The sequence below is a fragment of the Candidatus Nitrospira nitrosa genome (genome assembly GCF_001458735.1).
Lineage (GTDB): Bacteria > Nitrospirota > Nitrospiria > Nitrospirales > Nitrospiraceae > Nitrospira_D > Nitrospira_D nitrosa.
On the sequence record NZ_CZQA01000001.1, the window covers coordinates 1,140,162 to 1,160,192 of the forward strand.

Consider the following 20,031-nt stretch of genomic DNA (forward strand, 5'->3'; position numbering starts at 1 on the left):
GTAGTTGTGGATACTCTCATCATGTTCATCATCGTGATGCTCATTCTGTTTGTCGGTGGCCTGTTTGTGTGGAAGAAAAGCCAGTAGAAGTACCCTGTGCTTCTTCCCCTGTAGGCTATTGCGACGGAGCGAGGTGGCCCATCTCGGCTGAAGGCTATCAAGTAGCCGGGATGGGGGCCTGTTTCTGTGTACTTAGTGTGTCTGTAGAATTATTGAGCTATCTCGTTGAGACTAGCTCAGGAATTCTTTTTCCTGCCAGCCTTGTCGAATCACTTTGTGAACTCCACAGCAGGACAGCCTTCAACAGGCACACTCCATTTCGTATCGTATATGGAAGAAACGCTGGCAGGTAGTGGAAGCCACGCATTGGGATCGTCAAAACCGTAAGCTATTTGGAAGCCACCGATAGCCCAAAACTATTCACGGATGGCCTTTGCTCGCTTCTGCAGGTAGGCGTTTCTGACTGCGGCGTAAAGATCCAGGGTCGATTCTTCAACCCCTTGAAACTTTTCTAAGTTCAGAGAGCGGTCGTTTACAATTTCTGTCGCACGCGCGGCAAGCGAGATGGCATATGTGGCTGCTTGCTCCTCTACATCAACCACAGTTGGAATGGCATCGATGTTATGCATGACGGGGACGATGAGCCAATAAATCGGATTGAGAACGATGTCACCGCCATACCCAATCAGATCTCGAACGGTATAGGGCCCAAGAAGCGGTACCATCAGGTAGGGGCCGGGCTTAACTCCATAAAATCCGAGCGTCTGCCCGGTATCTTCTTCTGGTGTGGTGAGATTGAATCGTTGGGCCACATCAAAAAATCCACCGATTCCAACGGTGGTATTGATGAGAAACCGTCCTGCTTCGATCCCTGCGCCCTTGAATTTCCCTTGGAACAGATTATTCAGCAATCGGGGGGTCACACGGCTATTGTAGAAGACATTGCTGACACCGACTTGGACAACGTTCGGTACGACGAAGTTGTAGCCTTTGGCAACCGGTTTCAGGATCCACCGATCCAGTTGCCGATTGAATTCAAAGAATTTGGTATTGAGCGGTTCCCAGGGATCATACTCTTCCATCCCTTCAACATCCGACTTGGCGAAGGGATCGAATGGCTCGTCCGGAGATGAATCGCTGCTCGTCGCAGGCGGTGTCGCTTGAGGGGAAGCGTCAGCAAGCAGGATGGGTTGAGCATGTTGCTCGGGCTGAACCATCGAAGAGGCTGTTGAACCTTTGGCCACGGCACAGCCAGAAGCCAGCATTAAAGCAATGGCTAGCACACATCCCTCTATAGGCAGTAACGGCCCGAGCGGCCTGCACGCAATTGTCGGTCTCATTCTTGGCCTGACCCTCCTAGGACTGAACAAACCCATCGCCTCAATATGGCGCCGCACTGTATCAAAAGTGGAGTTCTCCGCCAATCACTAATTTCTGACTTCTTCTTTCTGCAACGAATCCGTGCAGGGTCCCAAAGTGATCGATATAATGAGAAACGCTGTTCGTATGGTATTGCGAATCAGGGTAGGTGGCCAGAGCACAATGATCGGCTTCGTGGCCTCAAGCACAGAGAACAATTTCGCCAAAGGATGAGAAAAGCCCGATGCTCGTCTTAATTCACAAGGAATGTGGTGGCCCGGCGCTGGAAGAATCGCCGGTCGGAGAAGTCTGTGTGATTCCGGTCGATCGTTTCCCTTTCTCCTGCTTTACCTGCCTCGAAGAGATCATCGACGAGTCGGAAGTGCGGCTGTCGGAAGAGCTGGGGATCTAGTAGGCTTAATTCATGGCGGTTCGTCTTCGTCATCGTGAAGTCGCATTGCGAGACGGTTCGACATACTTACCGCTCTGGGCAGAGTTAAAGGGCGGGCAAGCAGAGGGCTGACGGAGCAAGGTGTACTTGAAACAGTACGCCGAGGTCGTGAGGGGCGAGCTCACCCTCCGAAGACCTGTCGTAGTACCGAAACCGACGACTGCCGGAGAAGGATGCATGAATCATATGGGTTAAGGCGTCTGACTTGGAGCAACAGACTGGGCCTTGCGATAGGCTTCGTCCGCCTCGCGGAGAAGCTTTGCGCCTTCCGGTCCGCTGGTGCGCTCGCCGTCTTCCTGGAGCGCGTTTCCCAAGTTGTGCTGGATCTTGGCCCACAGCTCCGGGAAATCCTTTTTAGAGTACACGGTACAGGCGTCTCGTAATGCCACGGCTGCAGCCCGGAAGTGTTGATGAAGGCCCTCCTCCTCTGACCGGACAGCAATGTGTCGCTGCGTGTTTCCGATATCGATCATCAGAGTGGCCCAGAGGGTCGGCATCTCTTGTTTTGACACGTGTTGCAAGCCTTCCTGATAGGCAGCCAACGCCTGGTCAAATTGGTAATCTGCATAATAGGCATGTCCCGCGAGTCGGAAATCCTCTACAACGTCTTCCGTGAGTTGGATAAGCTGGCGCTTGGCCTCTTCCAATTGAGCGGGGTCAGCGGTCTTGGTCGGGAGCTCACCGGAAAGGAATACTTCTGGTCGATTGTGCCGTGAGTCAGTCCAGGAAATAGGCGTGGATTCGGCCGGCACTCGGATCACCGTCATAAATCTACCTGCGATACGGGGTTCTCGCGGGGTTTCAGTTTTTCGGATCGTTCGGGACAGGGCGTCAACTTCCTGGCTTTTCCGTTTGAGCAAGTCCAGTTTGTTGATCGTGTTCTGCTGACGGCACGTGGCGGCCTGTGTGAGGTGCTTGTTATAGATGGCGGCAAGGCACTGCTTCCCTCGATCGGCCGATTGTTCGTATTGCCTGACCAACTCCTCGACCTTGGCTCTGACCTCTTGTTCCGGCAGGCTGTGGGTGGCCGCGTACTCCTTCACCACCTGCGTTGGGTCGACGTCACCTTCCTTGCCATTGGGCGTGACCTGCTTCTTGAGTTTCTCCGGCAGGCTCTCCAGGAGCTTGTCAAATTGGGCCGCAGAGAGAAATATCGGAGAGGTCTCTGGCACCAGCACGATGTCGCTTGTGAGCTCGGGGGAGAGCTGCACTTTGCCGGCCAGGGGTATAGCAATCGCCCAGCCCTTACGCTTGACGTACAGCGCAATGGTTTGGCCGACTCGAATGGCATCAGGAACCAGCACACGATAGCCGCCATCTGACTGCGTCATATAGGGATTGCCGACATTCACGATCCAGATCTGGGCCCCGACCGCTGGCTTCTTGGTGCCGCCGTGATGTTCCAGGACCTGGCCCTGTAGCCAGTTCTCGGCATGTGCGAAACCTCCGGACAGCGTCAGCATCAAAAAGAGGGCCATAAAGGAGGTTCGTGTGCGCACTATTTCCCCTTCTCTAGTGGGAAACGGAGATCCGTGTTCCCCAAGTTGGCGTAGTTCAAGTAGCTGTTGTACCCATTCTTCTGGGCGGTGAACTTCACCCGTGCTTGCTTCTGGCTTGTCACGCGAAAGCTAAAGAAACCGTCGGCCCCTGTCGTTTTCTTCATGTCAAAATCGGGCAGGGAGACGATGACGGCTGGGAGGGGTTCATGTGTCACCTCGTCCAGCACCATCCCCGCGAGCGGCTGCTCGAAAGGCACGGCCGGCGGCGGTGCCCTACTCCACTTCGCTGGAAGATCCAGGAGGAGCGTGACGGCGGTGAGAGTCGCGACGGCTAAGCCGGACCAGGCCTGCCATTTCTCGACAAGGGGTTTAGTTTTTTCGGGCACACGTGCGGTCGCAGACTCGTTGTGAATGTGAATGTCGCCGCCGGCTTGGTAGACATTGCCTTGAACCGTCCATTGTTGCTGTGCGAAGACGGCCTTGGCCTGTGCGAGCACAACGGTCTCGTTTCGCGACGTGATGTCATCCAGCTTGGCAAGGACGGGCGTTCGTCTGCTCTGGTCAGCCGGCAGCGCAGCGGCTAGGGAAGTGGTTAACCCAGCGACATCCTGCAGTGGATACCCATGAAATGCTCTGAGCGATGGAGCCAGCGGCGTCTCATCCAGCAGGCAGGGGATGATGGTCTTCTTGAGCGCGACGGCTGTATTCCATTCCAGCTCAACGAAATGGGATGACGCCGCGTGCTTCGACCAGGCCAGCAGAAAGACATCCTGATCGGCAATTGCTTCGCCCAAGACCTTGGGCCATTTCTGTCCTCCGTAGATCTTTTCCTGATCACGCCAGAGAGAAACCTCGGGTGACGAAGCTCGAAGGCGTGCCGCAAGTTGTTCGATCAACGGCAGATCTTCTCTGGAGTAGCTCAGAAAGACGCTAGGCATGTGTGTGCCTCAGATGCTTGCGAAACGAGTTCTTTAGGAATCGACACGGTACACGAAACTGCGTAGACCGACAAGAAGGGATCTGCATCCAATGAAATCTCCTTCCACGACGTCTCTCTGAGTGGAAATGTCCGACTGATCCAGGGTAAGGTGTCCCCCGGTTCATTGCTCGGAGAAGAGATCAGCCATGTCCTCTTTGCGACAACACAATAGCGGGCCGGATTCAGACGGGCCTGAGGTTCCGGAGCCCTCCCATGCTGAGCGGGCCAGGACGTTGGTCTATCTTCAGCAGACCGGCAGTCTGTCGACGCTCTCCCGCAAGCAGCCAGGCTGGCCATTTGGATCGGTGATGCCCTACGCCCTGGATGCTCAGGGGCAACCGGTCTTTCTCATCAGCACGATGGCCATGCATACGCAAAACCTGCTGGGCGATCCCCGCGCCAGCCTTCTGGTAACACCGCCGGAGAGTCGGCGCGATCCTCTTGGTGCAGCCAGAGTGACGTTGATGGGGTCGGTGACCAAGGTACCGAAAGAGGAGCGTGACGAGGTTCGTACGTGCTATCTGGCACGCCATGCTCAGGCCTCGTACTGGGTGGATTACCAAGACTTCGGGTTTTTCCGCATGGCGCTAGCGGAGATTTACTTTGTCGGAGGGTTTGGGTCGATGGGGTGGGTGGCGCCGAATGACTATGCAAGGGCAACAGTAGATCCGCTGGCGAATGACGCGGCGAGCCTGGTTCATGAGCTTAATATGGAGCAGGTAGAGACGCTGTTGCTTCTAGCCCGTGTCTTTGGCAATCCGGACGCGCAGCAGCCGACGGTGACGGCACTGGATCGATTGGGCTTTCATCTTCGATTCACTACCCCAGACCGCATGCAGGGTGGACGGGTGGCGTTTACCAGTCCCGTGGGCAACGCATCTGAAGTTCGGGCTGGCCTTGCCGGTTTGGCCGCTCAAGCGGAGGCGGGTATGCACGTGCTACATTCGCTGTAGCGGGCTCTTGCACCAGGTTATGGATAATGGTAGTTCCGTTCAATTCAGCAGCACATCACGAGCGAAATAGAGGAGTGTATGGCCACGAACGATAAACAGGTAATTTTTTCTCTGGTTAATGTCGGGAAGGTCTATCCGCCGAAGCGGCAGGTGTTGCGGGAGATCTATCTTGGCTTCTACTACGGGGCCAAGATCGGCGTGCTGGGTTTGAACGGTTCGGGCAAGAGTTCCTTACTCAAAATCATCGCCGGGGTTGATCCGAACTATACAGGCGAGATCACAAGGTCCAAAGGCTATAGCGTTGGCCTGCTAGAGCAAGAGCCGCAGCTCGATCCGAACAAGACGGTCAAGGAAGTGGTTGAAGAAGGGAAAGCAGAGCTCGTTGCCTTAATGAAAGAATATGAGGATGTGAGCAACCAGATTGGCTCGGCTGACCCGGACACGATGGAAAAGCTGCTCGACAAGCAGGCACAACTGCAAGAGAAAATCGAAGCGGCGAATGGCTGGGAGCTCGAGAATCAGCTCGATATTGCGATGGATGCATTGCGCTGTCCGCCCGCCGACCAGAAGGTGGGGACCTTGTCCGGTGGAGAAAAGCGTCGGGTGGCACTCTGTCGCCTGATGATCCAAGAGCCGGATATTCTTCTCCTCGACGAGCCGACGAACCACCTCGATGCGGAATCCGTGCAATGGCTCGAACAGCATCTTCAACAATACAAGGGCACAGTCATTGCCGTGACGCACGATCGGTACTTTTTGGACAATGTGGCCGGGTGGATCTTAGAGCTGGACCGAGGCCATGGGATTCCTTTCCAGGGCAATTACAGTTCCTGGTTGGAGCAGAAGAAAGACCGATTGGAAAAGGAAGAAAAGGCAGAGTCGAAACGGCAGAAGACGTTGGAGCATGAGTTGGAATGGATCCGCATGTCGCCTAAGGCTCGGCAATCGAAGGGCAAAGCGCGTTTGAATCGGTATGAGGAACTCGTCAACCAGAAGCAGGACCAGGTAGCGGCAGATTTGGAAATCTATATTCCACCAGGACCGCGGCTCGGCGATGTGGTCATCGAAGCGACCGGTATCAGTAAAGCCTTCGGGGACAATGTACTGTACGAAAAGGTCAATTTCAGCTTGCCGAAAGGTGGGATCGTCGGTGTCGTCGGCCCCAATGGCGCAGGGAAGACGACCATGTTCAAGATGATTATCGGCAAGGAGAAGCCGGATGCCGGCACGATCAAGGTCGGTGAGACCGTGGAGCTTGGTTATGTGGATCAGGATCGAAGCTTGGACGGGAACAAAACGGTGTATGAGATCATTTCGGATGGGCAGGACACCGTCAAGCTCGGCAAGGCTGAAGTCAACGCTCGTGGCTACTGTGCTCGGTTTAACTTTGCTGGGACAGACCAACAGAAGAAGGTCAAAGACCTCTCTGGCGGGGAACGGAATCGGGTGCATTTGGCGCGTATGTTGAAGGAGGGGGCGAATCTGATCATCCTTGACGAGCCGACGAACGATCTTGATGTGAACACGTTGCGTGCGCTTGAAGAAGGGCTCGAAAGTTTCGCAGGCTGCGCAGTGATCAGCAGTCACGACCGGTGGTTCCTCGACCGTCTTGCCACCCACATTCTCGCATTTGAGGGCGACAGTAAGGTGGTCTGGTTCGAAGGGAATTACAGTGAGTATGAAGCCGATCGGAAGAGACGTTTAGGTAAAGAGGCTGACCAACCGCATCGAATTCGATATCGGAAATTGACGCGTCAGTAGCTGGCGGTGAAAACTCGCATCAGCTTCGTGCTTCTGACGCTCAGCGGCTCAACATGCAGAACAACCCATGACCAGCCGCTTTGCTCACTACAGCCTTGCTGGACAGTGCTGTTGACCCTCCTTCGTAAGGAAAGCAGGGTAAGGGCTGGTCTGACATGAAGCCAATTGCCATCATTACCGGGGCAGCGGGGTTGATCGGGCAGTACGTCATCAAGAACGCTGCTCGATGGGCACCTGATTGGGAAGTCCATGGCCTAAGTCGGGCTGAGCTGGATCTGACGGACCAGCGGGCGGTCGACCAGGTATGGCGAACGCTTCAGCCGCGTGCGGTCATTCATTGTGCGGCGTTGAGCCGAACGAAGGATTGTGAACACGACCCGCAGCAGGCTCGACGGATCAATGTCGAAGCCACGGCGCACCTGGCTAGATGCTCCAAGGAAATCCCCTTTGTGTTCCTGTCGAGTGGCGAAGTTTTTAATGGGCGGGTTGGGTGGTATCGAGAGACTGATCACGCCAATCCGATCAATGTCTATGGCCAAACCAAGCTTGAAGCTGAGCACCAAGTACTGCAGAATCCCAGACATACGGTGCTGCGTATTGTTCTGACCGCGGGGACCTCGTTGAACGGAGATCGGAGTTTTGTCGAAGATATGCGCCGGACGGCCAGGAGTGGCAAAACCATGACGCTCTATGGCGACGAATTTCGATGCCCATTGCCAGCTGGAGTCATTGCAAGAGCGGTCTGGGAACTCATGAATCGAGAGGCCCGAGGTCTCTATCACTTGGGCGGCCGGGATCGGCTATCTCGCTGGGAAATTGGTCAGGCACTACTAGCCTGGTATCCAGAGCTGCAGGGACATCTCTTTGAAGGGTCGGTCACGGGTCACACCGGTGCCCCGCGCCCGCGAGATCTTTCCCTGAATTGCGACAAGCTTCAGGCGCTCTTGTCGTTTCCCATCCCAGGGTTTCGGGAGTGGGTACAGAGCCGGATGCAGCAAGGGGGCGACCTGTGGGATTATGAGTCAACATTGGCATAAAGGGTAAGAACAATGGGAATGCAAGATGGGATGGATGAAGCGGATCCGTTGTCGCTGGTTGTAATCGCCTATATCGCAGTGGCGGCCTTGATGGTGATCTTGTGGTTTGTGCAACGGAAGACCAAAAATGCCGCAATCGGTGATGTTGGATGGTGTGTGGGGCTGATCGCCGCTGTGCTCTTGTATATCACGCAAGCCCCCGTTGGAATTGAGCGGATCATGCTGACGGCGATGCTCGTGCTGATGTATGCCGGGCGACTGGGATACCACCTGTATTCGCAGCGCCTCACCGGGCAACCGGAGGATAATCGCTATCGGCGCTTGCGCAAGGAATGGGGTGATTCCGAGTCGGTCAATATGTTCGTCTACTTCCAATGGAAGGCCGTGTCTGTGGCGGTATTTTCGTTTCCGTTTCTTGTGGTGCTATGGAACCCACGGATTCCATCCTCGGTTGTCGAAATGATCGGACTGCTGATCTGGGGGCTGGCGGTGTCCTGGGAGGGAAAGGCTGACCGGCAGCTTGCCCATTTTCGGGGCGACCCGAGGAATAAGGGGCGTGTCTGCCGAGAGGGACTCTGGCGCTATTCACGCCATCCGAACTATTTCTTTGACTGGCTGCACTGGTGTTCGTATGTGGTGATGACCTTGGGGGCCCCTGGCTGGTTATTTACCTTGGTGGGGCCCATTGGCATGGGGTGGTTATTGTTCAGAGTCACCGGGATTCCACGAGCGGAACGGGAAGCCCTCTCCACTCGTGGAGAAGAGTACAAAGCCTATCAGGCGACGACCAGTGCTTTTTTCCCTTGGTTCCCTCGCCCAACACCCGATCGTGCGACTCAGTCTTAACCGGAGGCCAGGCTAACATGGCTGAGTCATGGGTGTGAGCCCGTTAGCACCTTCTCTGTTGGGCTGGCCGCTCTGAGCTTTTCAACAAAGTGGGTCAACCGGGTTCGGTTTGCTTCATCCATCCGGAGGATTTCCCAGCCTGAAATTTGACCATCAGACCATCGTACAACGGCCGCATCAATCAGTATATTGTGTGATTGGTCTCCCTCAAGAATGGTCATATAGACGGTCGATTCAGTCCCAGCATGAACCGGACGTTCTCCGGCTGCGCGCCAGCCAACTTCGGACAGATCCCACACGATCCCAGTGGTGAGAGAACCATCACAAAAGTAGCAGAGTTGGCAACGAGCCGAAGTCCGTACCGTCTTGCGAATAGTATAGGTCTTCATATTCCCCCCTCCTGACTTGGTTCGGTCACTCTCCCATAGTGCCCACTGACAACCTTAGAGGATGATGCGAAACATGCCATGCAACGAAAGAAGGGGGAGGGAGGGGCAAAGGTAGGGGGCAGAACGCAACACGGAGTCCTCTCACGGAAGGGCGAGGTCAGGCTCCTGATGCAGTACGACAGTGGCTATTGCCTGGATTTTAGATCGGCGATCCGAGCCCGCGCAATTTCCCCTTCTCTACTTTCAGGATAGGTCCGAGCCAATTCCTGGTAGATCTCCAGTGCGTGCGGAAAATTGCTTTGGCTTTCTTCGAACGCGGCAGTCTCCAGCAGCTCTTTTGCCTTGTCGGAACAGCCGAATAAGACGGTAATGCAGAGGGCACAGAGGACGAGACGTGCTGTCTTCATATAGATCCTTTCCCACTATTGCTCCGGCGTGACGCCATCAGGCTGTCATGCGTCGTGCCAGATGCGAGTGATTCAATATGGTAGCGTGGGGGAGTAATCCCTTCACTTCGACATTGCGGGCAACGGCTTGGTCGCGTTAGGCGCGTACGGTCGCGAAACATGAATCCACAGTCCATGCAGCTGGATGGTTCACGGAGAAATCGCCGTGACCGGTCTCGAGCAACCGTTTTTACCACATGCGCAAGGTGTTCCTCTACCAGCCGCTCGGCGATGCTCAGGGCACGGGCGAGTTGATGGCTCGCCATCGGAGCGCCGGTCAGGAGTTCAATGATGCGCTGTCGTGTGGTCTGTTCGGGAGACGGCATGGGGATATGGTAGGCACTCATGCCAAGAAAAGCCAGAGTGCCCTCCCCAGATTCATGGGAAATCATCTGAAGTTGTCGGAGCTTATGGGGTCCCACTGGTTGCACAGCAGTGTTCATTCTGTCAGAATGCATCCCCGCATCGGCTGTCATATCACGATCAACCAAGTGGGTCGGACGAGTCCTTCGTATTCACGAATGGTTTGACCTGGCTCAGCGCTTTATAGACGAGGAGGTTGGGGCTCATGAAGTTCCTCGCAGTTCATCCCGGTCCGCTCATGTACACCAAGATTTATCTCCGCCTGGAGCCGCTTGGCCTGGAGATGGTGGCCCAAGCATGCCGCCAGGCTGGTCACGATGTTCGTCTGATCGATCTGCAGGCAGACACATGGAAAGACTATGAGGCGTTGATCCGTTCCTGGAAACCCGACGCAGTCGCATTCGCCTGTAACTATTTGGCCAATGTTCCTGAGGTCGTGGACCTTGCGAAATTGACGAAAAAGGAGTTGCCGCATGCCTTCGTCTTTGTCGGGGGACATAGCGCTTCCTTCGTGGCCAAGGATTTCTTGGAGCATGGGAATGGGGCCATCGATTGTGTTCTCAAAGGCGAAGGCGAAGTCGCCACCCCTAAGCTGTTAGAAGCAGTGGAGCAAGACCGCAAGGCCATTACAAAGGTTCCCGGCGTTGTCACGCTCGACGGCGAAGGACCGCCGGCACAATTTATCGAGAATCTCGACAACGTCCGTCCGGCACGCGACCTATTGCGAAACCGGCACAAATACTTCATCGGTGTACTGGACCCCTGTGCCTCCGTCGAATTCGCACGAGGCTGTCCCTGGGATTGTTCCTTCTGCAGCGCCTGGACGTTCTATGGCCGCAGCTATCGCATGGTCAGTCCGGAGAAAGCGGTCGAGGAATTGGAGCAGGTGCAAGAGCCAGGCATCTTCCTGGTCGACGATGTGGCCTTCATTCAAGGCAAGCAGGGCATGGAGATCGGCGAAGCGGTCGCGCGGCGTGGCATCAAGAAACAGTACTACATGGAGACGCGGGGCGACGTGCTCCTGCGCAATAAGGAAGTCTTTCAATTCTGGAAGACGCTCGGCCTGCAGTACATGTTCTTGGGCGTTGAGGCTATCGATGCCGAAGGCCTTAAGATGCACCGGAAACGCATTTCATTGGGGCGGAACTTCGAGGCGCTTGAATTCGCCCGCTCCCTCGGCATTACTGTGGCCATCAATTTGATCGCAGACCCCGACTGGGATCGGGAACGGTTCGAAGTCGTGCGGCAGTGGTGCCTGGACATTCCGGAGATTGTAAATATCAGCGTCAATACGCCGTATCCCGGCACGGAGAGCTGGGTGACGGAATCTCGCAAGATGCATACTCGGGATTACCGCCTGTTCGACATTCAGCATGCCGTCATGCCGACCAAAATGCCGCTGCCGGAGTTTTATGCAGAGCTGGTCAAGACGCAACAGGTGTTGAACAAGAAGCACCTGGGTTGGGCTGCGCTGAAAGGTACGGCAAAGATTGCGGCAGGGCATTTGATGCGGGGGCAGACCAATTTCATCAAGATGCTGTGGAAGTTCAACAGCGTCTACAATCCCGAGCTGCAATTAGCGGATCACCGCCGACCAGTGGTCTACGAGATGACGCCGCCACCGGAGCACAAAGAAAAGGTCGATGCGAAACAGCTGTACATCCTGCCGGCCAAAGGTCGCCAGGGTCGAAACATCGACGACGCAACAGAAACCTTCGTCGACGAGACTCGCATGGGCACCACGGCGGTCTGATCGCTGCTTCGGCAAATCGCTCGGTCAGCCGTTCGGGTCGCCGTCATCCAGTGGCGTGATGGTGTAACTGATGCGAATGGTGGGCCACGTGCGGCAAAAAAGTTTGGACATTCCTGAAGCCACTCCAATCGTCCAAGAGAAAATCGCCACCGGGATTGCGGGGTTGTTTTAGCTCGATTCCGCATAAAGACCCGTTCGCAGACTCAACTCATTGAACGGCAAGGGTATGGCGTATTATTCCTGAACCGTAGTGGTGTGTCTTACAGACAGAATTGGGCAGATCCGGCTTTTATGCAGGTCGGTCTAAACATTGTTAGCCTTCCAAATTATCTTGTCTGACTATGGAACACTCGGAAGCAATCACCCTTCTCCGTGGAATCTTGGCTGAAGTTTCTCTTGCAAGTGGGGCGGCTGCCACTGAGCAATTTGGTGGGCTTCGTGAAGTAGACGCAAAGGTGCGTGAAGCACGCCATGTCATTGAAAATGTGGCTGGGCTTTCTCCGAACTTCCTAACCCAGTTCGACAACGACGAAGACTTTCAGACACAAAGCCGCCGAGTTCGCTTGGAAGCTTTGGCTGGCCATATCCGTAGCGCTCTGAAGTTCCTTGATGCCGGTGGCGTCACCAAACCAAAGAAGGAAATCTTCGCGCCTCCAGATGTATCAAATCTTACGTCGTCCGTTCCAAACCTTAATGATTCGATTGGCCGTAGGTGGAGAGAGGCGCAGAAGTGCGCGCATATCGAGTGCCACACGTCCGCTATAATCATGATGGGTAGCATTCTAGAGGCTTTGCTTCTAGCTAGAGCCACGCTGACTCCGGCGATCGCGTATCAGTCCGGAAAAGCACCAAAGGATAGAAATGGGAAAGCCCCTGCCCTCCAAGATTGGACTCTTGGCTCCCTAATCGATGTAGCTGTAGATGTCGGTTGGCTTAAGAGTGATAGGGGAAAATTCAGCCACGCCCTCCGAGAATCGCGGAATGTTGTTCATCCTTGGGTCGAAGTAACTACTAGAGCAAATTTTGACGATGCGACGTGCAGAACCTCATGAGAAGTTCTTAAGGCTTCAGTCAATGATTTGCTTAAATCTGTTCCGTAACACAAGGCTAACCCGCACCAGAAGTGATATCGGGGTCACTTCTTGAGGTTGCATTCCCATCAGCAAATCAAGCGGGAGAGCTGGGCAAACTCAAGAACTCCCCACCAGCTTCGCTTCTCCACGGCCTGGTCAACGCAGTACCAGCCTTTCCGTCTCGCATCAGTCGGATATTTCGTATATATTCTCCATATGAGCACAAGTTCTCTCACCCGTGATGAAGCAATTCGGCGACTTCACGCCATTGAGTCAAAGATTCGGGGCCTTGGTATTCGTCGGCTGGCACTCTTCGGGTCCGTACTTCGTAACGAGGCTCGCCCCGACAGTGATGTTGATGTGCTTATCGAGTTCGCTCCGAATGAAAAGACATTCGATCGCTTCATGGAGCTGGCGGATCTGCTGGAAGACACGTTGCAGCATCGGGTGGAAGTGATCACTACGGAGTCACTCTCACCGTTTATCGGGCCACACATTTTGGCCGAGGCAACGGATGTCCTTCGAGCCGCATGACTATCTGCGGCATATCCTCGCGGAAGTCGAGTATCTCCTCGATTAGAGTCGGACGCTTACCTATGAGCGATTTGTAGTCGATCAGACGCTGCGACGTGCGTTCGTGCGCAGCTTGGAGATTATCGGCGAAGCAGTGAAGAACTTGCCCGCTGAGTTCCGGGCATCGCATCCCGAGGTTGCGTGGCGTCCGATGGCTCAGATGCGAGACCGCCTGATCCACAGTTACTTTGGAGTGGATTATCAACTGGTATGGGATGTGGTGTTCGAGAAAATTCCGGAACTGAAGCGTAGCATCCAGCGGATTATTGATTCACAACAAGCTTAGCCATCAAGGCGGGGGAGACGTGGAATGACGAGACTCTCACGCGAACCGTTCGGCGGCGCAGCTCATAGTCGCCAGCTTTCTTAGGAAGCTGCAAGGTCAGGCGCGTTCACCTCGTACCTGAGACCGGATCAGAAGAATCGGCAGTAAGTCAATCTCGTCCATCCGACTTTGAGACCCTCACCGTTTTGCTCCCCACCTGTTATACTGACCCATCTCTTCCATCACTCTGAGGACCAGCCTCATGAGCTCACCGACCTGGGATGAATTTGCCGAGCTTGCGCTGAAACGGATTACGGCCTCGGGTGCCGAGTACGGCGACATCCGCATTCAAGACAGCCAAACAGAACAGATCGAAGGCGAAGATCGTCGAATCGCGTCGATTCGAGATATCCGGGACATCGGCTTCGGGGTCCGCGTGCTCTATCACGGAGCTTGGGGATTTGCTGCCAGTTCGATTCTCTCACTGGAGGAAGTTCCACGAGTCGCGGATCTGGCCGTCGAGATCGCCAAGGGGTCTGCCTCTGTCGCCCTTGAAAAGGTCAGATTAGCTCCGGAGCCGGTTCATCGTGATCGTATCGTGACGCCATATCGCATCAGTCCCTTCGGCGTCCCGCTCGAGAAGAAAACCGACTTACTGTTGAGTGTCATGGAGATTCTTCACCGGCAGAAGGGGATCGCACGAAGCAGTGCGAGCCTCTGGGCGAGACGAGACCAGAAATTGTTTGTGTCGACAGAGGGGTCTCACTTGGAGTTTGATCTCTTGGCGGAACAAGGGGACTGTACCGCAACCGCGTTACATGATGGCCTGTTTGCGTCACGGAGCTTCAATACGCCTCATCTGCGCCAAGGGTATGAATTGATCGAGGAGGCTGACCTGCGGCGAGAGGCCTCGCGTGTGGCCGCTCAAGCAGCCGAAAAAGTTAGATCTCCCACGGTCGATGCGGGCCAGTATGATCTCGTACTCGACCCGGAACATCTCTCCTTGACAATTCATGAATCCTGCGGCCATCCGAGTGAACTTGATCGTGCGCTGGGGTACGAAGCCAATTATGCCGGCACCAGTTTTTTGACGACGGAGAAATTGGGAACCTTTCGGTATGGCTCTCGGTATGTGAACCTCGTGGCGGATAACACCGAACCGGAGACGCTCGCGGCTACCGGATATGACGACGACGGAGTCTCGTGCCAGCAATGGGACGTGATTCGAGACGGGATCTTCGTCGGCTACTCTACCAATCGAGAAGTGGCACCGAAGATTGGCGCGACTCGTTCCCGTGGGTCCAACCGCGCTGATGGATGGGGCAGCGTCCCTATCGTTCGCATCGCCAATATCGGGCTTGAACCAGGGGCGGCGACGGTCGAGCAACTGATTGCCGATGTGAAACGGGGCATCTACATCGAAGGCCATGGGTCGTACAGCATTGATCAGCGGCGGTATAACTTCCAGTTCGGCGGGGACGCGTTTTGGCTGATTGAAAACGGTCGACGGACTCATATGGTGCGGGACGTGATCTATCATGGGATCACGCCGGAGTTCTGGAACAGCTGCGACGGCGTGGCGGATCGATCAGCTCGTCGTCGGTACGGGTTCATCACGTGTGGGAAAGGTCAACCAGGTCAATCGGGCTGGATGACCCATGCCGCGTCAACCGCAAGATTTCGACAGGTACAGGTGATCAGAGGAGAGGGACAGGCATGACCGCCGCGAGTGGGAAGTCCTGGCCGCACATGACGAGTCGTGAGGAGTTTCGCTTTCTCAGTGATCTCGTCTTCACACGCTCGTCTGCCGATCATACGATGGTCAGCCTTCATGACCGCCATGCCGGAACGACTCGATTTGCCAATAATCAGGTTGTGCAAAACGTCGATACGAGACGCGGGACACTATCTGTTCGCGTTGCGTTTGATGGGCGGCAGGGAACGGCCAGCACAACGGATTTCACGGCTGGTGCGATTCAGGACGCCGTGACTCGGGCTGAGCGGATTGCCAGAGTCTCTCCGGTCGATCCGGAATACCTTCCCCCACCGGACCCCTGCGCCTTTGCCATGCGAGCGACGGCAAAACCTGAGACTGCTGGGGCGGGGCCAGCCCGCCGGCTGGAGTACACCAACGAAGCAATCAGTCAGTGTCGGATGGAGAATCTGTTGGCGGCAGGGGTGGTGTCGTCCTCGATGACGGCGGTCGGGATTGCTGCAAACAATGGGCTCTTCGGCTATGAGCAGCGGGGGGATGCCCGGTTTAGCTTGACCGTGCAGGCCGGAGAGGCAACAGGTTGGAGTGCTGCCGCACATCGATCGATTGATCACTTAAAGGTTCAGGAGCGGACCTTGGTCGCGATTAAGAAAGCCAAGTCCGGCCGTGATGTGCAGGAGCTCTCACCAGGGACGTATCCCGTGATCCTTGAGCCGGCGGCGGTGGCAGGCCTGTGGACGTGGCTGATGTGGTCGCTCGATGCCAAATCCTATGCGAAGGGAACCAGCCCATTTGCTGGGAAGCTGGGACGTCTCATTGTGGATGAACGATTGAGCCTCCGGAATAGTCCAGATCATCCTGATCTATTGGGTGAGGGGTTTACGGCGGATGGCTTACCGAGTCTTGCATCGGTCTGGATTGAGCATGGAGTCTTACGACAGCTGGCCCACAACCGGTTTACGGCCAAGACTGATGGCGTGGATCCTGTCCCGACTCTGGACGCTCCGGCCTTATCCGTGGAGGGACTCCCAGTGGCCTCCATTCAGGATCTCGTGAAGAATTCGGAGCGGGCAATTCTGGTCACGAATTTTTGGTACATCCGGCCTGTAAATCATCGCAACCTGCTGCTGACCGGCATGACACGAGATGGGACCTTCCTTGTAGAGAAGGGGGAGGTAGTGTCTGCCGTGAAAAACTTCCGCTTTCATGAGAGCCCGCTCGTGGCCTTTCGACAGGTTGAGGCCTGGACGCGTCCGATGGAAGCCGTGAATTCGGAGATAGGGAAAATGCTCGTCCCGGCCATGGTCTTGCCACGGTTTACCTTCTCCAGCATGACCCGGTTCTAGCTAACTAGTTATGAATACGAATATATTTTTGCCTCCAGTGAATAAAAAGGTTGACTCTTGAGGCGATGAGGAGTAGGTACATTAATCATGGGTGACTAGGTCTGAATGAAGGGATCCGCCAGATGCCTCCTCGCTTCAATAAAGAACCTATCAACTTAATCCATCGGATTCCGTCTCAAAAGCAAATTGATGAAGCACGACCGGTGCCTCCGGCCTACGGTCAAGTTCTGCTTCAGGCAGGGGCGCTCTGTCTCAGTAAAGTCCGTAATTTCATTACGAATGTGGTGCAATATGTAGGGGACACTTCCGCTCGAGTCAGGAAGAAGCCTCTTGCGCTGCCGGATTGGACAAAAGAACGAAGTGACCAAGTTGAGCGCTTTGGTAGTAACCATAGTGTGAGACGCGTGAGTGCGGTTGAAGAACATGCACAGGTAACTGCAACTCCTTTGGCACCAAACGTTACGATTCTCCAAACCCCAACACCTGTTCAATCAGGAGAAGTTGCCGATCTCCGAGCCTGCTTGGTCGGCCAACAGGATGAGATTGCCCGGCTCACGTCGCATATTCAAGAGTTGACCTCGTTGGTGAGTGCTCAACAGCAGGTCCTTGTTCATTTAGGGAAAGAACTCGAAACGGGAGAGTTTTCAACCACGTCCAACGGCACAGCGGCTGCGACGGTGAAGAGAAACCGTGTCGGTCGAAAGAAGCCGGCAGTCGGTGAAGCACAAACTCACCCGCAAGGAAATGAACGTCCGTTTCCCCATCAGGAAGCTGAAGGCCCGTCGCTCAACCTCTAGCGCTAAACCTTCATCAGTTGTCCTGCCTGTATCCTGACTTCAATTTCCCGGCAAGCCAAACACGAGCCTAGTCCATGAGTAATGGTGAGATGGGGCCTGTGTTCCCTCATCCTCTAGTCAGGTACTGGTCTCGTCTGCTAAGACTCTAACGATGATGACTCGTCGACTCTCCTCCTGTGTCGTACTCTGTCTTAGTCTATCTGTCCTAGAGTCCGCGGGAGCAGGTGAACAAGCTGCGAATCGAGTCCCTCTCTTCGAGAATCTCGGGACTCTGCACCACCCAATCACCACCCATTCTAAGGATGCACAACGATACTTTGACCAAGGGTTGCGGCTCGTCTACGGTTTTAACCATGAGGAGGCAATCCGGGCGTTTGAGCAAGCAGCGAAACTTGATCCTTCTGCCGCGATGGCCTACTGGGGCATCGCACTTGCGCTCGGGCCAAATATCAACGCAGCCATGGACAAGACAGATGAGCGCCGGGCTTGGGAGGCTCTGCAGAAAGCCCGATCCTACAGTGCCCATGTGACCCTCGCCGAACAGGCCTATATCACTGCCATCGGCAAGCGCTACACCCTGAAGGGACCCACACGAGCGATACTGGACAAGGCTTATGCGGATGCGATGCGAGTCCTCTGGAAACAATTTCCGGAGGATCCCGATGCCGGAGTCTTGTTTGCCGAAGCCCTCATGGATCTCCATCCCTGGGATTTCTGGACCGTCCATGGAAAGCCGAAGTCCGGGACAGAGGAACTTGTCACAACGCTGGAGACGGTTCTTGCGCGTGTACCGAATCACCCTGGAGCCTGTCACTACTATATCCATGCCATGGAAGCGTCATTGACTCCAGAACGAGCCTTGGGTTGCGCAGAACGCCTACCAGCGTTGATGCCAGGGGCCGGACATCTCGTTCATATGCCGGCGCATATCCATATGCGACTCGGTCGTTATCATGAAGCCGTGGAAGACAATGCACAGGCTGCTGAAATCGACCGACGCGACTTGGCTGGGAGATCATCTCGTGGGGATGAGGCTGATGGCTATTACCGGCACAACCTCCATTTTCTCTGGGCGTCGTTGATCATGGAGGGGCGAAGCGTCGAAGCCATGAAGGTTGCACGACAATTAATGGGGACGATCAGGGAAACGGAAGTACGGCAAGATGTATCCAAGGACTTGTACCGGCCTGTGCCACTGTGGTCGATGATCCGGTTTGGACAGTGGGACGCGCTGCTCCAAGAATTGCCTCCACCGAACACGTTCCGACTCAAACAAGCCATCTGGCGATTGGGAAGGGGAATGGCGTTGATGGCATCCGGCAGGGGGCCTGGAGCCGAAGGAGAGCATGTCGCATTGGCGGCGTTGGCAAAACGATTCGCGCGACACCAGACAAGCGAGGAGCGAACCGAGCGGGCGCTCATTCAGATTGCCGAGCGACTGCTTGCCGGAGAAATTGCCGTTCATCACAAGCACTATGATGCGGCAATCACAGCCCTTCGGGAGGCCATCAAATTGGAGGACGCCCTACCGTATTCGGAGCCATCGTTCTGGCCCCTTCCAGTTAGGCACTATTTGGGTGTCGTTCTGCAGAAGGCTGGCAGAGCTCAGGAGGCGGAATCGGTCTATCGAGCCGATCTGATCAAGAATCCACACAATGGATGGGCTGAGTACGGGCTGATGCAGAGCCTTCGCGCTCAACGCAAGGATCGCGAGGCGAACGAGGTGGAGCAGCAATGGAAGCGGGCATGGGCATATGCCGATGTGAACCTGGTTGCCTCTCGTTTTTGAGAGGTTGGATATGCAGAGGTGGAGGTAGGGATGCGATTTATCGTTGGAGTAATGGGACCAGCCAAGGCACCGAAGAAGGATCTCGATAATGCGCGAATCCTTGGCGAGTTTATTGCGCGACGCGGCTGGGTGGTGCTGACGGGCGGGAAAGACGTGGGCGTCATGGAAGCTGCCTGTGAAGGCGCCAAACGGGTTGGGGGCAGCCTGACCATCGGTATCTTACCGACGGCGAAGGACAAGGTGTCTCGGCATGTCGACGTGTCCATCATCACCGAAATGGGCAGTGGTCGGAACAACATCAACGTGTTGACTAGCCATGTCGTGGTGGTATGCGGATTGAGCGGGTCCGGGACCGTCTCCGAAGTGGCCCTGGCGGTCAAGGCCGGGAAACCCGTCATTCTCGTCGCGGCATCGGATGCGGATGTGACATTTTTCCGCAAACTCGACAAGCGACTGGTCAATGCAGCAGCTACGCCGGAAGAAGCGATCGAGCTCATCATGAAGCTGATGGACAAACGGCAACGACGGGCACACCGTACGGCACAGGACACCTATGGGTATCTGCCGGTGTAACCGGACAACCAGCGCATGCCATCTTCGTTCTTGGGTCACGTAGTGCGACAACGATTCTGCGAAGT

At 55.3% G+C, this 20,031-nt stretch carries 20 protein-coding genes and 1 pseudogene; 15 read left to right on the top strand and 6 right to left on the bottom strand.

The annotated features are described in order from the left end of the window. Positions 1–416: 416 nt before the first annotated feature. The gene (locus tag COMA1_RS05365; RefSeq protein ID WP_176697867.1) at positions 417–1,283 is read right to left on the bottom strand and encodes an MlaA family lipoprotein; all 867 of its coding nucleotides are present in this window, start codon (positions 1,281–1,283) and stop codon (positions 417–419) included. Between the two features lie 320 nt (positions 1,284–1,603). Between COMA1_RS05365 and COMA1_RS21005 the strand changes: the two genes are divergently transcribed. Then, positions 1,604–1,771, top strand: a complete 168-nt coding sequence (locus COMA1_RS21005; RefSeq protein WP_176697868.1) for a hypothetical protein — start codon at positions 1,604–1,606, stop codon at positions 1,769–1,771. Positions 1,772–2,001: 230 nt separating this feature from the next. Here the strand turns inward: COMA1_RS21005 and COMA1_RS05370 are convergent, their stop codons facing one another. After that, positions 2,002–3,309, bottom strand: a complete 1,308-nt coding sequence (locus tag COMA1_RS05370) for a hypothetical protein (RefSeq protein WP_141654230.1) — start codon at positions 3,307–3,309, stop codon at positions 2,002–2,004. Further along, positions 3,309–4,247 carry a TIR domain-containing protein gene (locus COMA1_RS05375; RefSeq protein ID WP_090744849.1) on the bottom strand — a complete coding sequence of 313 codons (939 nt, stop codon included), beginning with the start codon at positions 4,245–4,247 and terminating at the stop codon, positions 3,309–3,311. The genes COMA1_RS05370 and COMA1_RS05375 overlap by 1 nt, the downstream gene beginning before the upstream one ends. 187 nt (positions 4,248–4,434) lie before the next feature. On the opposite strand from COMA1_RS05375, the gene COMA1_RS05380 reads away from it, so the two are divergent. The 4 genes from COMA1_RS05380 (at position 4,435) to COMA1_RS05395 (ending at position 8,885) form a co-directional block, all read left to right on the top strand. After that, positions 4,435–5,241, top strand: a complete 807-nt coding sequence (locus tag COMA1_RS05380) for a HugZ family pyridoxamine 5'-phosphate oxidase (protein WP_090744852.1) — start codon at positions 4,435–4,437, stop codon at positions 5,239–5,241. Positions 5,242–5,319: 78 nt separating this feature from the next. Continuing rightward, positions 5,320–7,002: an energy-dependent translational throttle protein EttA gene (gene ettA, locus COMA1_RS05385; protein WP_090744855.1), complete on the top strand. Its 1,683-nt coding sequence runs from the start codon at positions 5,320–5,322 to the stop codon at positions 7,000–7,002. Between the two features lie 155 nt (positions 7,003–7,157). Next, complete coding sequence (locus COMA1_RS05390; RefSeq protein WP_090744858.1) at positions 7,158–8,039, top strand: SDR family oxidoreductase; 882 nt, start codon at positions 7,158–7,160, stop codon at positions 8,037–8,039. Between the two features lie 12 nt (positions 8,040–8,051). Continuing rightward, a complete protein-coding gene (locus COMA1_RS05395) occupies positions 8,052–8,885 on the top strand; it encodes a DUF1295 domain-containing protein (RefSeq protein WP_245630853.1) in 834 nt (277 codons plus the stop codon). Positions 8,886–8,911: 26 nt separating this feature from the next. Here COMA1_RS05395 and COMA1_RS05400 read toward each other — a convergent pair whose 3' ends face one another. From COMA1_RS05400 to COMA1_RS20560, 3 genes are all read right to left on the bottom strand, one after another. After that, a complete protein-coding gene (locus COMA1_RS05400) occupies positions 8,912–9,274 on the bottom strand; it encodes a PilZ domain-containing protein (RefSeq protein ID WP_090744861.1) in 363 nt (120 codons plus the stop codon). Positions 9,275–9,459: 185 nt separating this feature from the next. After that, on the bottom strand, positions 9,460–9,681 hold the full coding sequence (locus COMA1_RS05405) for an outer membrane protein assembly factor BamD (protein ID WP_090744863.1): 222 nt from the start codon (positions 9,679–9,681) through the stop codon (positions 9,460–9,462). Beyond that, entirely contained in the window at positions 9,678–10,163 is a 486-nt protein-coding gene (locus COMA1_RS20560) for a transcriptional regulator (protein ID WP_141654231.1), read from the bottom strand. Before COMA1_RS20560 ends, COMA1_RS05405 begins: the two co-directional genes overlap by 4 nt. 125 nt (positions 10,164–10,288) lie before the next feature. On the opposite strand from COMA1_RS20560, the gene hpnR reads away from it, so the two are divergent. The 10 genes and pseudogenes from hpnR (at position 10,289) to COMA1_RS05455 (ending at position 19,966) form a co-directional block, all read left to right on the top strand. Continuing rightward, a complete protein-coding gene (hpnR, locus tag COMA1_RS05415) occupies positions 10,289–11,836 on the top strand; it encodes a hopanoid C-3 methylase HpnR (RefSeq protein WP_090744868.1) in 1,548 nt (515 codons plus the stop codon). Positions 11,837–11,906: 70 nt separating this feature from the next. Then, a complete protein-coding gene (locus COMA1_RS21355; protein WP_218055309.1) occupies positions 11,907–12,008 on the top strand; it encodes a complement resistance protein TraT in 102 nt (33 codons plus the stop codon). A 169-nt stretch (positions 12,009–12,177) separates the two neighbouring features. After that, entirely contained in the window at positions 12,178–12,888 is a 711-nt protein-coding gene (locus tag COMA1_RS05420; protein WP_090744871.1) for a hypothetical protein, read from the top strand. 237 nt (positions 12,889–13,125) lie between these two features. After that, on the top strand, positions 13,126–13,443 hold the full coding sequence (locus tag COMA1_RS05425) for a nucleotidyltransferase family protein (protein WP_090744874.1): 318 nt from the start codon (positions 13,126–13,128) through the stop codon (positions 13,441–13,443). 64 nt (positions 13,444–13,507) lie between these two features. Beyond that, positions 13,508–13,768 (top strand): annotated as a pseudogene (locus tag COMA1_RS05430) (HepT-like ribonuclease domain-containing protein); the annotation flags it as partial. A 241-nt stretch (positions 13,769–14,009) separates the two neighbouring features. After that, positions 14,010–15,467 (top strand): TldD/PmbA family protein, encoded by a 1,458-nt coding sequence (locus tag COMA1_RS05435; protein WP_090744876.1) that lies wholly within the window; start codon positions 14,010–14,012, stop codon positions 15,465–15,467. Beyond that, positions 15,464–16,807: a TldD/PmbA family protein gene (locus tag COMA1_RS05440; RefSeq protein WP_090744879.1), complete on the top strand. Its 1,344-nt coding sequence runs from the start codon at positions 15,464–15,466 to the stop codon at positions 16,805–16,807. Before COMA1_RS05435 ends, COMA1_RS05440 begins: the two co-directional genes overlap by 4 nt. Positions 16,808–16,929: 122 nt before the next feature. Beyond that, positions 16,930–17,604 carry a hypothetical protein gene (locus COMA1_RS05445; protein WP_090744882.1) on the top strand — a complete coding sequence of 225 codons (675 nt, stop codon included), beginning with the start codon at positions 16,930–16,932 and terminating at the stop codon, positions 17,602–17,604. 151 nt (positions 17,605–17,755) lie between these two features. After that, positions 17,756–19,393, top strand: coding sequence for a tetratricopeptide repeat protein (locus COMA1_RS05450; RefSeq protein ID WP_090744885.1), 1,638 nt, complete (start codon positions 17,756–17,758; stop codon positions 19,391–19,393). A gap of 30 nt (positions 19,394–19,423) precedes the next feature. After that, a complete protein-coding gene (locus COMA1_RS05455; protein WP_090744888.1) occupies positions 19,424–19,966 on the top strand; it encodes an SLOG cluster 4 domain-containing protein in 543 nt (180 codons plus the stop codon). Positions 19,967–20,031 lie beyond the last annotated feature (65 nt).

Bases quoted from the DNA above. Each gene is read 5' to 3' on its own strand.
- COMA1_RS05400 (WP_090744861.1), bottom strand. From the start codon at position 9,274: ATGAAGACCTATACTATTCGCAAGACGGTACGGACTTCGGCTCGTTGC.
- COMA1_RS05435 (WP_090744876.1), top strand. From the start codon at position 14,010: ATGAGCTCACCGACCTGGGATGAATTTGCCGAGCTTGCGCTGAAACGG.
- COMA1_RS05375 (WP_090744849.1), bottom strand. From the start codon at position 4,247: ATGCCTAGCGTCTTTCTGAGCTACTCCAGAGAAGATCTGCCGTTGATC.
- COMA1_RS05445 (WP_090744882.1), top strand. From the start codon at position 16,930: ATGCCTCCTCGCTTCAATAAAGAACCTATCAACTTAATCCATCGGATT.
- COMA1_RS05440 (WP_090744879.1), top strand. From the start codon at position 15,464: ATGACCGCCGCGAGTGGGAAGTCCTGGCCGCACATGACGAGTCGTGAG.
- COMA1_RS05380 (WP_090744852.1), top strand. From the start codon at position 4,435: ATGTCCTCTTTGCGACAACACAATAGCGGGCCGGATTCAGACGGGCCT.
- COMA1_RS21005 (WP_176697868.1), top strand. From the start codon at position 1,604: ATGCTCGTCTTAATTCACAAGGAATGTGGTGGCCCGGCGCTGGAAGAA.
- COMA1_RS05450 (WP_090744885.1), top strand. From the start codon at position 17,756: ATGATGACTCGTCGACTCTCCTCCTGTGTCGTACTCTGTCTTAGTCTA.
- COMA1_RS05405 (WP_090744863.1), bottom strand. From the start codon at position 9,681: ATGAAGACAGCACGTCTCGTCCTCTGTGCCCTCTGCATTACCGTCTTA.
- COMA1_RS05390 (WP_090744858.1), top strand. From the start codon at position 7,158: ATGAAGCCAATTGCCATCATTACCGGGGCAGCGGGGTTGATCGGGCAG.
- hpnR (WP_090744868.1), top strand. From the start codon at position 10,289: ATGAAGTTCCTCGCAGTTCATCCCGGTCCGCTCATGTACACCAAGATT.
- COMA1_RS05455 (WP_090744888.1), top strand. From the start codon at position 19,424: ATGCGATTTATCGTTGGAGTAATGGGACCAGCCAAGGCACCGAAGAAG.
- COMA1_RS05420 (WP_090744871.1), top strand. From the start codon at position 12,178: ATGGAACACTCGGAAGCAATCACCCTTCTCCGTGGAATCTTGGCTGAA.
- COMA1_RS05425 (WP_090744874.1), top strand. From the start codon at position 13,126: ATGAGCACAAGTTCTCTCACCCGTGATGAAGCAATTCGGCGACTTCAC.
- COMA1_RS05395 (WP_245630853.1), top strand. From the start codon at position 8,052: ATGGGAATGCAAGATGGGATGGATGAAGCGGATCCGTTGTCGCTGGTT.
- COMA1_RS20560 (WP_141654231.1), bottom strand. From the start codon at position 10,163: ATGAACACTGCTGTGCAACCAGTGGGACCCCATAAGCTCCGACAACTT.
- ettA (WP_090744855.1), top strand. From the start codon at position 5,320: ATGGCCACGAACGATAAACAGGTAATTTTTTCTCTGGTTAATGTCGGG.
- COMA1_RS21355 (WP_218055309.1), top strand. From the start codon at position 11,907: ATGCGAATGGTGGGCCACGTGCGGCAAAAAAGTTTGGACATTCCTGAA.